We start from the raw sequence: 13,257 nt of genomic DNA, 5'->3' as shown, positions 1-13,257 counted from the left end.
CGATGAACGACCCCGCACGGCGGCCGCTGCGCGTTGCCCGCGCCACCGGTCCAGGCAGCCGAGATGGTCTCGACGACCGCGGTGGTCCGGATCAGCCAGGCAGCCGCGGTCGTCCGGGCGAGCCAGGCAGATCAGGTGGCCGAGGTGACCCGGGTCAGTCCGGCGGGCCAGGCACCCGCGGTAGTCCGGATGAGCCAGGCGGGCCAGGCACCCGCGGTGGTCCGGATGAGCCAGGCGGGCCACGCAGCCGCGGCGGTCCGGCCGGTTCAGTCGGCGATGGCGGTGACGACCCAGTCGCGGAACTCGCCGATGTGGTGCTCGCTGGGCACCAGCACCCCGCCCGCGGCGTAGGCCCTCGACGACATCGCCGGCTGGCACCGTTCGCACGCGTCGAAGTCCTGCAGGTTGACCCGGTGGAACAGGTCCACCGAACGGGTCAGGTCGGCGCCGCTGTCGAGCACCTCCTGCGGGTAGAGCCAGTCGCACTCGACGACCGTGCGGTCGACCGCCAGCGGGTACATCCGGTGGAAGATGACGTGGTCCGGCACGAGGTTGACGAACACCTGCGGGTTGACCGTGATCGCGTAGTAGCGGCGGTCGTGGCTCCCGTCGACACCGGAGAGGGTGCCGAACCCGGCGCTGCCGTCCACGGTGAACCCGCTGATCTCCTCGCCGAACTCCGCGCCGTGCCCCACGAAGTACTGCGCGGCGTAACCCTCGGCGAACTCCGGCAGCACCTCGGTCAGCTCGGGATGGATCGTCGCGCAGTGGTAGCACTCCATGAAGTTCTCGACGATCAGCTTCCAGTTCGCCTTGACGTCGTAGGTGATCCGCTTGCCGACGGCGAGGGTGTCGATGTCCCAGCCGTCGATCACGTCGGTACCGCCGAGCCGCGCCGCGACCGCGCCCTGCACCGTCTCGGCAAACGAGGGCGGTTCGTCGGCGAGGCACACCCACACCGTGCCGAGCCATTCCTGCAGCGCGACGTCGATCAGGCCGTACTCCTTGCGGTCGACGTCCGCCATCGAGGCGAGGTTCGGCGCCGCGACCAGACTGCCGTCGAGGCCGTAAGTCCAAGCGTGGTAAGGACATTGCAGGTTCCGCCGGACGGTGCCGGACCCCGCCACGCACAGCCGGGCGCCACGGTGGCGGCACACGTTGAGGAACGCGCGCAGTGCGCCGTCGCGGCCACGGACGATGAGCACACTTTCACCGCCGACCTCGACATTGCGGAAGTCCCCCGCGGCGGGCAGGTCACTGCTGCGCGCCGAGGCGAACCAGCGGCGCTGGAAGATCCGCTGCTGTTCGAGCTCGAACACGGCCGGATCGGTGTAGTGCGTGCCGGGCAGGGTCGGGATCAGGCTGGTAGTGGGTTCCGGCCGCTCGGTGCGGACTTCGACGGAGCTCACGATGGTCCTTTCTGCTGCGGGACAGGAAGATCCGGCACCGTCCGGGCAACGACGCCGGGGCACGGGAAGCGCGGCGGCTCAGGCCTGCGGAAGCAGCGAAGCGGCCAGCCGGCGGCGCCAGCGCCCGAACGCGCGGGTACGGCCGAAGGCCAGCACAGCGGTCACCTGCCCGTCGCCGTCGCGGTAGAGAGCGAGAAAATCCAGCGCGTCGACGTCACCTTCGGCGATCTCGACCGACGCGTCCACGGTGCGATAACCGGTGAACTGGATCCGGTGGCCGTAGTGGTCGGACCAGAAATAGGGCACCTCGTGGTGCGCGGGCGGCGCGTAATTCCCGCCGAGGAGCGCGGAAACCGCGAGTGGTGGCTGCTGCACGGCGTTGGTCCAGTGCTCGGCACGGCGCAGCTCGCCCAGGTAGCGACGGTGGCTGTTCGCGCAATCGCCGACAGCCACCACCTCAGGCACCGCGGTGACCCCCCTGGCATCGGTCACCACGCCGTTGTCGAGCTTCACCCCCGAACCGGCCAGCCACTCCACGCACGGCTCCGCCCCGATGCCGAGCACCACCACGTCTGCAGGCAGCTCGCGGCCATCGGTCAGGCGGACCGCGCTGACCCGCCCGCCACCGAGCAGCTCCGCCGGCCCGGCGCCACCGTGCAAACGCACGCCGCGCGAGGCATGCAGACGTGCGCAGAGCGCGCCCATCTCGGTGCCGAGCGCCTTGCCGAGCAGACTCGACGACGCTTGCACGAGGTCGACTTCCAGCCCCAGTTCGACCGCGGTGGCAGCGACCTCCGCGCCGATGAATCCGGCGCCGATCACCACCAGCCGCGCGCCGGGTACGAGGTCGGCGCGCAACGCACGGGCGTCGTCGAGCGTCCGCAGGGCGTGCACGCCCGCCGGAACCGCACCGGGCAGCCGCCGTGCACGGGCGCCGGTCGCGAGCACGACGGCGTCGGACACGATCCGTGTTCGGTCATCCAGAACCACCGAACGGGCCGTGGCGTCGAGCGCAGTGGCGCAGCGGCCGAGGCGGAACTCGGCCGCCAGCGCCTCGTCCTCCGGCGTCGACAGCAACAGGTCCGCTTCGGCCACCGTGCCGGCGAGGAATTCCTTCGACAGCGGCGGCCGGTCGTAGGGTGCGTGCGGTTCGTCGCCGACCACCACGATCCGGCCGTCGAAACCCTGGTCCCGCAGAGCGCGGACCGCGGTCAGCCCGGCCAGCGACGCGCCGACCACCGTGACCGCGCGGGTCACCAGCCCTCCCCCGCGACCGCCATGCCGGGGGCGACCGGCTCGGCACCGGCCGGATCGTGCAGGTACACCTGGCCGTCGATCACCGAGACCTGGTGGGTACGCACCGGCCGGCGAGCGGGCGGACCGCTCGGCCGGCCGGTTCGGAGGTCGAAACACGCTGCGTGCAAAGGACATTCGACTGCACAGCCCTCGAGCCAGCCGTCCGAGAGCGAGGCGTCCTGATGAGTGCAGGTGTCGTCGATGGCGTAGAACACGCCATCCGCGTTGAAGACCGCGACCATGACGTCGGCCTGTACGCGTACCGCTTCGCCGACCGGAATGTCCGAGACTGCGCCAACTGAGATCATCCGTCACTCCTGTTGCTCATCGCGGAACAGCAACCGCTATCCGCAACAGTTTGCGGATAGCCGAACCCAACCGTCAATCCGCCGGACGCGAAAAATCCGGACCAGACCGGGAGTTGCAGCATGTACAACACCGAAGGGGCAGCAGGGGATCCGGAGATGCGGTCGCCGAGCCAGGCGGTCGACCGGGCACTGTCGATCCTCGATCTGCTGGCGCGGCACGGCCCGTCCGGGGTGACCGAACTGGCCCGCGAAATCGGCGTGCACAAGTCCACCGCGTCGCGCATGATGTCCGCGCTCGAAAAGCACCGGATGGTCGAACAGGACGGCCACCGCGGGAAATACCGGCTCGGCTTCGGGATCGTGCGGCTGGCCGGTGCGACGGCCGCACAGCTGGACATCGCCAAGGAAAGCAAGCCGGTCTGCGCCCGGCTGGCCACCGAACTGCACGGCGCGATCAGTGTGAGCGTGCTCGAAGGCACCAGCGTCACCACCATCGTGCAGGAACCGGCGACCGAGCGGAACTGGATCGGGCTGCGGGCGCCGTTGCACGCCACGGCGAGCGGCAAAGTACTCCTGGCCGGCTTCGGATTCGCCGAACTCGAAGAGGTGCTGGAGCAATCCTTGACCCGCTTCACCGCGCACACGGTCACCTCCCGTGGGGCGCTGCGTGCCGACCTGTGCCGCGTCCGCGACCGGAACTGGGGCGCGACCGGCGGCGAACTCGAGCCCGACCTCAACTCCGTCGCGGTGCCGGTGCGCAGCCCCGGCGGGCGCATTGCCGGCGCACTCAGCGCGTCCGCACCGGCCGCACACCTCAGACCCGCGGATTTCCCCGACGTGGCAAGGGTCCTGACCACCGCGGCGGAGGAGATCCTCGGCAGGCTGCACCGCCTGGCCGGCTTCGAAGCGACCGCGAACCCTTGACCGACTCTGACACATCTATTACGTTAAATAGATATATCAGCAGTCACGTGCGTTGAGGACGATCATGAATCCACCCTTGCCCCGCCCGTCTTCCGGTGCCCGGCGAACCGGGTCGGCGGGGTGAGCGGGACGGCGGGGTGAGCGGGACGGTCGAGGAGCCGCGGGCCGTGGCCGCACGGGTGGCCGTCGAGCAGGAGCGCACGATCCGCCGCGCGGTCACCGCGGCGACGATCGGGAACGTCGCGGAATGGTACGACTTCGGCATTTACTCCTATCTCGCGGCCATCGCACTGGACCGGGTGTTCTTTCCCGACGCGGGTGCGTGGGCACCGGTGTTCACCCTCGGCACCTTCGCCGCGGCGTTCCTGGTCCGCCCGCTGGGCGGCTTCCTCCTCGGACCACTCGGCGACCGCATCGGCCGCACGAAGGTGCTCGCCGCGACGGTACTGCTCATGGCGGGCGCGACCGTCCTGCTCGGCCTCGTGCCCGGCTACGGTTCGATCGGCATCGCCGCTCCGCTGCTCGTGCTGGTCATCCGGATGCTGCAAGGGTTTTCCGCGGGCGGCGAGTACACCGGCGCACTGACCCTTGTCGCCGAGTACGCGCCCGACCGGCGGCGCGGGTTCTTCGGCAGCTGGCTGGAGTTCGGCACGCTCATCGGCTACACGCTCGGTGCGGGCAGCTGCGCGATCCTCGTCGCGGTGCTGCCGCAGGACCGGCTGGTGTCGTGGGGCTGGCGGCTGCCGTTCCTGCTCGCGCTGCCGATCGGCCTGACCGGCATCTACCTGCGGATGAAACTGGAGGAAACCCCGGCGTTCCGGCAGCTCATGCAGCGCTCCCCCGCGATGGCCACGATGGCGCTGCGCCGGGCGTTCCGGATCCTGGTCACCAAACACCGCACCCAGGCACTCATCGGCGGCGGGCTCGTGGTGGCCTGGAACGTGACCAACTACGTGCTCACGAACTACGTGCCGACCTATCTGACCGGAACACTTGCCCAGCACGGCGAAAGCGGGACCGGCGAGACCCTTTCCACCACGATGCAGGTCGGCGTCATGCTCGCGATGCTGACGGTGATCCTCTTCGTCGGGAGGCTGAGCGACCGGATCGGCCGCAAACCGATCCTGTTCACCGGCAGCAGCTGCCTGGTGGTGCTGGGCCTTCCGTCGGTGTGGCTGCTGCGGCACGGGGTCCCCGGGCAGCTGCTCGGCCTCGCGATCATGGGCTTCACGCTGCTGTGCTTCGCCGCGGTGACCCCGTCCACGCTGCCTGCGCTGTTCCCCACCTTCCTCCGCTACGGCAGTCTTGCCATCATCTTCAACGTCTTCGTGTCCGCCTTCGCCGGTACCGCGCCGACGGTGATCGGCGTCGCGGTCACCGCGAGCGGCAACCTCGACTGGCCGGGCTACTACCTCATCGGCGCGGGCGTGATCGGGTTGGTGAGCACGGCGTTGCTCAAGGAGTCTGCCGGGCGTCCCCTGACCGGCGCCGCGCCACTCACCTCCAGCGCCGATCTCCCACCGCCGCCGCTGTCGGCCGGCGGGATCCCCTTGGAGCACCCGGTGTCCGAAGAGGACCGTTGAGCCGAAACGGGCCGTCGCGGGATCACATCAGGTAGCGGTGCACGGTCTCCGCGCGGATCACCAGCCGGACCAGCTCGTCGGCCACCATCTCGGCAAGTTCGCCGGCACGGACCGGGTCGCCGAGATCCCAGTACCGGGCACCGAGGCGGGCGGCCAGATCGTGTGCTCCATCGGGCTCGATCGTGGCCGGGCCGGCGACCGACACCCAGCGCTCGCGTTCACCCACCGGACTGGCGACGACGATCGAAGCACGGGGATCCCGGCGCAGGTGCCGCACCTTGGGCGCGCCGGGCGCGGTGAACAGCTGGATCGAACCCTCGTCGGTGGCCTCGAACCACACCGGCCTCGGCTGGGGCGGGAGCGGGCTCCCCGCGATGGACAGGAACCCGTGCAGGGGGCGCCGGAGGAACTCGAGGTCCTCGGTGGTCAGGGAATGCGTGTCGGTGCCGGCGTTGCTCATGGCACCCAGTGAACACGGCGGATTCGGACGTGCCCATAGCTCAGAAGCCGGATCGCCTGGGTATTCGTCTAAGCTCGCCGAGGTGGACATGTTCAGCGACCTGATCCGCGGGGTGCGGGCGCACGGCTGCCTGTTCGGCAGTTCGACTCTGTTCCCGCCGTGGGCACTGCACTTCGTGGACGGCGCGCCGCTGACCCTGTGCACGGCGCTCACCGGGGGCGGCTGGATCGTGTCGGAGAACCATCCGCCCGAGCCGCTCCGCGCCCGCGAAACGATCCTCGTGCGCGGTCCCGGGACGTTCACGTTCGTCGACGAACTCGGCACCGCGGCCGAGCGGGTCGAATGCGGCGAGGACTGCGCGACACCGGACCAGGGCGGAGCCCGGCACCGGCTGGGCTGGAACGACAGTGCGGACAACGGGAACGGCGACCACGGCGGGACGACGCTGATCGTCGGCGCCTATCCGGTGCACGGGGAGATCAGCCGCCGTCTGCTGGACGCGCTGCCCGTGGTGCTGCGCGCCGAGGACGACACCAGTGGCACGGCCGACGCCGTGCTGGACCACCTCGCCACCGAGGTCGCCGTCGACGCACCGGGCCAGCAGGTGGTACTCGACCGGCTGCTGGACTGGATGCTGGTCTGCACGCTGCGCGAGTGGTTCGACCGGCCCGGCGGCGAACCCCCGCCCTGGTGGGCCGCGCAGCGGGACCCGGTGGTCGGCGGCGCACTGCGCCTGCTGCACGCCGAACCGGCGGCACCGTGGACGGTCGCCCTGCTGGCCGAGCGCAGCGGGGTCTCGCGCTCGACGCTGGCCAAGCGGTTCGCCGAGCTGACCGGCGAACCGCCGCTGACCTACCTCACCCGCTGGCGGATGACCCTCGCCGCCGATCTCCTCGTCGAGCGGGAGGACACCACGATCGCGGAGATCGCCCGTACCGTCGGCTACGCCGACCCGTTCGGGTTCAGCGCGGCGTTCAAACGGGTGCGAGGCGCCAGCCCCAGCGAGTTCCGGCGGATCGCGACCGTGGCCTCCCCGGTGGCCGAACCGCAGCCCGCCCGCCGCTGACCGGTGCGGGTCAGTGCCCGCGGGCGAGCCATTCCGCCAGATGCGGTGCCTCGGTGCCGATCGTCGTGCCGTCGCCGTGTCCGGTGTGCACGCGGGTGTCCTCCGGCAACGCGAACAGCCGGTCCCGGATCGAGGCGATGATCGTCGGGAAGTCGGAGAACGAACGGCCGGTCGCGCCGGGGCCGCCGGAGAAGAGCGTGTCCCCGGAGAACAGCGCCTTCGCCTCCGGCAGGTGCAGGCACACCGAACCGGGTGAGTGGCCCGGCGTGTGGATGGCCTCCAGGACGGTGCCGGCGACCGCGATCCGTCCCCCGTCCTCCACCGGCCAGAACTTCACGCCGGGGTGGGTCATCTCCCACAGGGCCTGGTCGCCGGGGTGCAGCAGGACCGGGGCATGCAGGTTCGCCCCGAGCTGCGGGGCGACGGTGACGTGGTCGTTGTGGCCGTGCGTGCACACCACGCCGACCACGTCGCGGCCGCCGACCGCTTCGGTGATGGTCTTCTCGTCGTGGGCCGCATCGACGATCACGACCTCGTCGTCGTCGCCGACCAGCCAGACATTGTTGTCGACCTCCCACGTTCCGCCGTCCAGCTGGAAGACGCCGGACGTGACGACGCGGTCGATCCGCAGTTCCCCGCTCACCGGACCACCACCGAACGCAGCACGTCGCCGGCGTGCATGGTGTGGAACGCCTTTTCGACGTCGTCCAGCGAAATCCGCTCGGTGACGAACTTCTCCAGCGGCAGCCTGCCCTGCAGGTGCAGATCGACGAGCATCGGGAAGTCCCGCTCCGGCAGGCAATCGCCGTACCAGGACGATTTCAGCGAGCCGCCGCGGGAGAAGAAGTCCAGCAGCGGCATGTCCAGGCGCAGGTCCGGCGTCGGCACCCCGACGAGCACCACGGTGCCCGCCAGATCCCGGCCGTAGAACGCCTGCTTCCAGGTCTCCGGACGACCGACCGCGTCGATCACCACGTCCGCGCCGAACCCGCCGGTGAGGCCGGTGATCGCCTCGACCGCGTCCGCTTCGGTGGCGTTGACGGTGTGCGTCGCACCCAGATCACGCGCCCACTCCAGCTTCTTCTCGTCGCGGTCCAGCGCAATGATCGTCGTGGCGCCGGCCAGCCGCGCACCGGCGATGGCCGCGTTGCCCACTCCCCCGCAGCCGATCACCGCGACCGAGTCCCCACGGCCGACCGCGCCGGTGTTGACCGCGGCGCCGAGCCCCGCCATCACGCCGCAGCCGAGCAGCCCGGCGACCGCGGGATCGACCGCAGGGTCGACCTTCGTGCACTGTCCGGCGTGGACGAGCGTCTTCTCCGCGAACGCACCGATGCCCAGCGCCGGAGTCAGCTCGGTGCCGTCGGTCAGGGTCATCCGCTGGCCGGCGTTGAACGTGTCGAAGCAGTACTGCGGGCGGCCGCGCTTACAGGCCCGGCATTCCCCGCACACCGCACGCCAGTTGAGGATGACGAAGTCCCCCGGCTGCACCGATTCGACGCCGGCGCCGACGGTCTCCACGGTGCCCGCCGCCTCGTGGCCGAGCAGGAACGGGAACTCGTCGTTGATCCCGCCCTCGCGGTAGGTCAGGTCGGTGTGGCAGACCCCGCACGCGGCCACCGAAACCACGACCTCACCGGGACCGGGGTCGGGCAGCACGATGTCCGTGAGCTCCACCGGAGCTCCTTGCGAACGGGCGATCACACCGCGTACCTGCTGTGGCATACGACTGGTTCCTTTGCTCTGAACGGCTCTGCTTCGAACGGGCATCAGTCATGCGTGTGCACGCATGGGCCCGCGCGCGTGACGTTAGCTCCGGCGAAGGACAACCGTGACCTGATCGTCGGGACAGCAACACCTGGACTTCCGGACAGGTCCTCCTCCCGTTACGCTTGCCGCGTGAACCTGACCGCGCTGCGAGAAGTCGTCGAAGGCCCGTTGCACGGCATCGCAGGCCGGTTCTCGCGGTTCCTCGCCGAATGCTGGCCGCACACGGCACTCGTCATCTTCACCCGCGAGTGCACCGGCCGTCCGCGCAAGGTGTCCGGTCCGGTGCAGACGGTCGACCGGATCACCATCGCCGAGCTGGAAGCGCTCAAGGCCGCCACCGCACCCGGGCACCCGCTGAGCGACACCGTCACGATCGGCGGCACCGCCCGCGCGGTCTGGGCCGTGCACGACCACACCGGCACGCTGCTGGTGCTCATCGTGCGTTCCGCGAAACACGTTCCCGAACCCGCGCTGCTGGCCGAGGTGTTCGGCATCGTGGCGACGTCCATCCGGCAGCAAGTCACCCAGGCCAGTCCCGACTACCTCGCCGAATCCCGGGCGGCCTCGGCCGAACGCGCGCGCACCATCGCGGAAATGGCGGCGGAACACGAATCCGCGCTCGTCACCATTCTCACCACGCTGCGCTCCCGCGGTCTCGAAGACCGGCAGGCGCGGCTCACCGCGACCGACTCCGCCGCGGCCGCGCTGGTCGCGCTCCGCTCCGCGCGCAAGTCCGACCTCGCAGTGTCCGAAGAGCCGCCGCTCAGCGCGTTCACCAAGCTGCGCAAGGAGATCCGGCAGACCCTGCGGCACCACGACGCGGAGCTGGAGTTCTCCGCACCGCCGCGGTCCGGGCCACCGCTGCCCGGTGAGATCGCGCACGCCGCCCGCGCGCTGACCCGCACCTCGGTGCTCGCCTTCATCGCGCAGCCCGAACTGGCCAGGCTGCGCGTCGCGTGGAGCTGCGACGGCACGACCCTGCGGATCGACGTGCGCGACCACGAGTCCGGCCGGCTCGACGTGCCCGCCCTGCGCGATCAGCTCGACGGCAGGGCACGGGCGCTGGGCGGCACCGTGGAGCTCGACGCCGTGGCGGACTGGGGCAGCCGCGCGAGCATCACGCTCCCGCTGCAGCTCGTCCCGGACAGCTCTGCGGAAGACGCGCTGTCCGGGCTGAACCGGCGTGAGCTGCAGGTGCTCAGCTTGGTCGCACAGGGCAAGCGCAACAAGACGATCGCCGACGAGCTGGGCATCACCGAGAGCACCGTCAAGTTCCATGTGACCGGCGTGCTGAAGAAGCTCGAAGCCGGCACACGCGGCGAGGCGGCGGCGCTGGCGCTGGCTGCCGGGATCGGCGACCGCGTCAGGGAGTGACCGGCACCCGGCCGATCGTCGAGGAAGTGCGCTCGAGGACCGCGGCTTTCAACAAGACCTCACGGTGTTCGGCCGCCGGGTCCGAGGACCAGGTGATGCCGCCGCCGGTGCCGTATTCGGCGATGCCGGCGGCGCGGTTGACGACCGCGGTGCGGATCGCCACCGAGAACCGCGCGCGGGTCGGCGAAGCCGGGGGCGCGATCCAGCCGATTGCTCCACAGTAGACACCGCGCGGGCTGTCCTCGACCTCGCGGATCAGCCGCATCGTGCTGGCCTTCGGGGCACCGGTGATGGACCCGCACGGGAACAGCGCGGCGAAGACGTCTGCCGGTCCGGTCCCCGGCCGCAGGTCCGCGGTCACCTCGGAGGTGAGCTGCCGGACGGTGGGATAGCTCTCCAGGGCGAGCAACGAGGGCACCGCCACCGTTCCGGGCACTGCGATCCGGGAGACGTCGTTGCGCATCAGATCGACGATCATGATGTTCTCCGCGCGTTCCTTGACGCTGGTGCGCAGCAGCTCGGCCAGTACCCGGTCCTCCTCGCGGGTGCGGCCCCTGGCGACGGTGCCCTTCATCGGCCGCAGCCGGATGGTGTCCCCGCGCAGTTCGAAGAACAGCTCCGGGCTGGCCGAAGCGATGACGACATCACCGAGATCGAGCTTGGCGTGGTACCCGCCGCGTTGTGCGAGCGCGAGGTCGCGATAGAGCCCGGCCGGGTCACCGGTGAAGCTGCCGCGCAGCCGGACGGTCAGGTTGGCCTGGTAGGTCTCGCCTTCCGCGATCCGCTCCCGCACGCGGCGCACGCGCGCGAGGTAGTCCGGTTCGGTCCAGTCCCGCTCCCAGCGGACTTCGTAACTGCCCGCGGGATCGAACGCGGTGGCCCGCCGGGGTGGCCCGGTCAGGCCGAACCAGGCGTAGGGCACTCCGTCCGGCGGACGAGGGTGGGTGAGGAGAGCGGGATCGACCCCGGACGCGGCTTCGTAGGCCACGAACCCGAAAGCCCAGCAGCCCGCGGTGGTAGCACGCTCGACCTCGTCGAGCACCGGAAGCACGTCCTCCGGGGTGTCCGCGATGAGGACCCGCGCGGGCGGCGAGAACCGCACGCGGTTGCCGGACCGCAGATCGTCGAAGCAAGCGCCGCCACCGGTCACGGGAAGACGACCGTGCGGTGCCCGTTGAGCAGGACGCGCCGCCCGCAGTGCCGGCGCCCGGCACGCGAGAGGGCGAGCGCCTCGACGTCGCGGCCGACGGTCTGCAGTGCACGCGGATCGTGGGTGTGGTCGATGCGGATGACCTCCTGCTCGATGATCGGCCCCTCGTCCAGGTCCGGGGTCACGTGGTACACGGTCGCACCGACCAGTTTGACACCCCGTGCGAACGCCTGGTGATAGGGCTCGGCCCTGTTGCCCCCGGCAGGAACGAGTGGTGGATGTCGATCGTGCGGGCGTGCAGCGCCTTGCCCGTGGTGCCGGACAGGATCTGCATGTAGCGAGCCAGTACGACCGGGTCCGCTTCGTAGCCGTCCACAAGGTCCAGCGGCCCGCGGTTTCGCCGGGTGCGGAACGTGGTGTGCACAAGGCACTCCTCAGCATTCCACGATGTTCAGTGCCAGCCCGCCACGGGCGGTTTCCTTGTACTTGACCGACATGTCCGCGCCGGTTTCCCGCATGGTCTTGATCGCCTTGTCCAGCGAGACGTGGTGCGCGCCGTCACCGCGCACCGCCATCCTGGCCGCGGTGATCGCCTGGACCGAGGCGACCGCGTTGCGCTCGATGCACGGGATCTGCACCAGCCCGCCGACCGGATCGCAGGTGAGCCCGAGGTTGTGCTCGATGCCGATCTCCGCGGCGTTCTCCACCTGTTCCGGGGTGCCGCCGAGCACCTCGGCCAGTCCGGCCGCGGCCATCGAACAGGCCGAACCGACCTCGCCCTGGCAGCCGACCTCGGCCCCGGAAATGGACGCATTTTCCTTGAACAGCAAACCGATCGCCGCGGCGGTGAGCAGGAACCGGACCACCTCGTCGTCGCCGAAGCCGGCCAGGAACCGTGCGCCGTAGTGCAGCACCGCGGGCACGATTCCGGCGGCGCCGTTGGTCGGCGCAGTGACCACGCGGCCACCGGCGGCGTTTTCCTCGTTCACCGCCAGCGCGAACAGCGTCACCCATTCCATCGCGTGCAACGCATCGGCTTCGTCCACCCCGGACTCCAGCCGCTCCCGCAACGCCGCCGCGCGACGACGGACCTTGAGGCCGCCGGGCAGTACTCCCCCGGTGTGCGTGCCCCGGCCGACGCACTCGCGCATCACCGCCCAGATGTGCAGCAGCCCGGCCCGGATCTCCTGTTCTCCCCGCCACGACAGTTCGTTGGCCAGCATGAGGTCGCTGATCCGCAGGCCGGTCCGCCGGGTGGTCGCGAGCAGCTCGTCGCCGGTCGCGAACGGGTGGCGCACCGGCGTGGGATCCTCGACGAGCACCGGCCGCCCGGCCTCGTCCTCGTCGAGCACGAATCCGCCGCCCACCGAGTAGTACTCGCGGCGAGCCAGCTCGGAGCCGTCCGCGCCGCGGGCGGTGAACACCATGCCGTTGCTGTGGAACGCCAGGCTTTCGCGCCGGTGCAGCACCACGTCCTCGTCGACGGCGAACGCGATTTCGTGCTTTCCGCCGAGACTGATCCGGCCCTCGGCGCGGACGGCGGCCACCAGCGGGTCCGCGGCCACCGGATCGACCAGATGCGGCTGCTCGCCGGCGAGGCCGAGTACGACCGCTTTCACGCTGCCGTGCCCGTGCCCGGTCGCGCCGAGCGAGCCGAACAGCTCGCACCGCACACGGGCAGTGCCGGCGAGCACTCCCGACTCCTGCAGCCGCGTGACGAACAGGTACGCCGCGCGCATCGGGCCGACCGTATGCGAGCTCGACGGGCCGATCCCCACCTTGAACAGGTCGAACACGGAGATGGTCATCGGGACGCTCCCCTGGTCGCGGCGTCGGCTGCGCAGTTAATATATCAGTTCAACGTCACTTATATCCAGAGTGCAACCGCAGGAAAGCGCGGGTGGTTTTCAGCGCGCT

12 protein-coding genes and 1 pseudogene are annotated in these 13,257 nt (G+C 70.4%); 4 read left to right on the top strand and 9 right to left on the bottom strand.

Going from position 1 to position 13,257, the window contains the following annotated elements; genetic code table 11:
• Window positions 1–266: 266 nt before the first annotated feature.
• From ABD793_RS26090 to ABD793_RS26080, 3 genes are all read right to left on the bottom strand, one after another.
• Window positions 267–1,409 carry an aromatic ring-hydroxylating oxygenase subunit alpha gene (locus ABD793_RS26090; protein ID WP_344864522.1) on the bottom strand — a complete coding sequence of 381 codons (1,143 nt, stop codon included), beginning with the start codon at window positions 1,407–1,409 and terminating at the stop codon, window positions 267–269.
• 78 nt (window positions 1,410–1,487) lie between these two features.
• Window positions 1,488–2,666, bottom strand: coding sequence for an NAD(P)/FAD-dependent oxidoreductase (locus tag ABD793_RS26085; protein ID WP_344864520.1), 1,179 nt, complete (start codon window positions 2,664–2,666; stop codon window positions 1,488–1,490).
• Complete coding sequence (locus ABD793_RS26080) at window positions 2,663–3,013, bottom strand: bifunctional 3-phenylpropionate/cinnamic acid dioxygenase ferredoxin subunit (RefSeq protein ID WP_344864518.1); 351 nt, start codon at window positions 3,011–3,013, stop codon at window positions 2,663–2,665. The genes ABD793_RS26085 and ABD793_RS26080 overlap by 4 nt, the downstream gene beginning before the upstream one ends.
• Window positions 3,014–3,133: 120 nt before the next feature.
• Between ABD793_RS26080 and ABD793_RS26075 the strand changes: the two genes are divergently transcribed.
• The gene (locus ABD793_RS26075) at window positions 3,134–3,937 is read left to right on the top strand and encodes an IclR family transcriptional regulator (protein WP_344864516.1); all 804 of its coding nucleotides are present in this window, start codon (window positions 3,134–3,136) and stop codon (window positions 3,935–3,937) included.
• A gap of 137 nt (window positions 3,938–4,074) precedes the next feature.
• Complete coding sequence (locus ABD793_RS26070; protein ID WP_344864514.1) at window positions 4,075–5,520, top strand: MFS transporter; 1,446 nt, start codon at window positions 4,075–4,077, stop codon at window positions 5,518–5,520.
• Between the two features lie 22 nt (window positions 5,521–5,542).
• Here the strand turns inward: ABD793_RS26070 and ABD793_RS26065 are convergent, their stop codons facing one another.
• Window positions 5,543–5,980 (bottom strand): pyridoxamine 5'-phosphate oxidase family protein, encoded by a 438-nt coding sequence (locus tag ABD793_RS26065; protein ID WP_344864512.1) that lies wholly within the window; start codon window positions 5,978–5,980, stop codon window positions 5,543–5,545.
• 82 nt (window positions 5,981–6,062) lie between these two features.
• Here ABD793_RS26065 and ABD793_RS26060 point away from each other — a divergent pair, with 82 nt between their 5' ends.
• Complete coding sequence (locus tag ABD793_RS26060; RefSeq protein WP_344864510.1) at window positions 6,063–7,046, top strand: AraC family transcriptional regulator; 984 nt, start codon at window positions 6,063–6,065, stop codon at window positions 7,044–7,046.
• 10 nt (window positions 7,047–7,056) lie between these two features.
• Here the strand turns inward: ABD793_RS26060 and ABD793_RS26055 are convergent, their stop codons facing one another.
• Window positions 7,057–7,689: an MBL fold metallo-hydrolase gene (locus tag ABD793_RS26055; protein WP_344864508.1), complete on the bottom strand. Its 633-nt coding sequence runs from the start codon at window positions 7,687–7,689 to the stop codon at window positions 7,057–7,059.
• Window positions 7,686–8,771, bottom strand: a complete 1,086-nt coding sequence (locus ABD793_RS26050; protein WP_344864506.1) for an S-(hydroxymethyl)mycothiol dehydrogenase — start codon at window positions 8,769–8,771, stop codon at window positions 7,686–7,688. The genes ABD793_RS26055 and ABD793_RS26050 overlap by 4 nt, the downstream gene beginning before the upstream one ends.
• A gap of 174 nt (window positions 8,772–8,945) precedes the next feature.
• On the opposite strand from ABD793_RS26050, the gene ABD793_RS26045 reads away from it, so the two are divergent.
• A complete protein-coding gene (locus ABD793_RS26045) occupies window positions 8,946–10,190 on the top strand; it encodes a helix-turn-helix transcriptional regulator (RefSeq protein ID WP_344864504.1) in 1,245 nt (414 codons plus the stop codon).
• Here ABD793_RS26045 and pabB read toward each other — a convergent pair.
• From pabB to ABD793_RS26030, 3 genes and pseudogenes are all read right to left on the bottom strand, one after another.
• Window positions 10,180–11,340 (bottom strand): aminodeoxychorismate synthase component I, encoded by a 1,161-nt coding sequence (gene pabB, locus ABD793_RS26040; protein ID WP_344864502.1) that lies wholly within the window; start codon window positions 11,338–11,340, stop codon window positions 10,180–10,182. The genes ABD793_RS26045 and pabB overlap by 11 nt on opposite strands.
• Window positions 11,337–11,716, bottom strand: a pseudogene (locus ABD793_RS26035) (formyltransferase family protein). The gene pabB and the pseudogene ABD793_RS26035 overlap by 4 nt, the downstream one beginning before the upstream one ends.
• Window positions 11,717–11,774: 58 nt before the next feature.
• The gene (locus ABD793_RS26030; RefSeq protein WP_344864500.1) at window positions 11,775–13,148 is read right to left on the bottom strand and encodes an L-serine ammonia-lyase; all 1,374 of its coding nucleotides are present in this window, start codon (window positions 13,146–13,148) and stop codon (window positions 11,775–11,777) included.
• Window positions 13,149–13,257: the final 109 nt, after the last annotated feature.

This window comes from Amycolatopsis ultiminotia, assembly GCF_039536925.1.
Classification (GTDB): Bacteria; Actinomycetota; Actinomycetes; order Mycobacteriales; family Pseudonocardiaceae; genus Amycolatopsis; species Amycolatopsis ultiminotia.
This window is presented reverse-complemented; position numbering and strand designations above follow the sequence as displayed.

Coding starts and splice junctions, on each gene's coding strand:
- ABD793_RS26080 (WP_344864518.1), bottom strand. CDS start 3,013: ATGATCTCAGTTGGCGCAGTCTCGGACATTCCGGTCGGCGAAGCGGTA.
- ABD793_RS26075 (WP_344864516.1), top strand. CDS start 3,134: ATGTACAACACCGAAGGGGCAGCAGGGGATCCGGAGATGCGGTCGCCG.
- ABD793_RS26065 (WP_344864512.1), bottom strand. CDS start 5,980: ATGAGCAACGCCGGCACCGACACGCATTCCCTGACCACCGAGGACCTC.
- ABD793_RS26050 (WP_344864506.1), bottom strand. CDS start 8,771: ATGCCACAGCAGGTACGCGGTGTGATCGCCCGTTCGCAAGGAGCTCCG.
- ABD793_RS26030 (WP_344864500.1), bottom strand. CDS start 13,148: ATGACCATCTCCGTGTTCGACCTGTTCAAGGTGGGGATCGGCCCGTCG.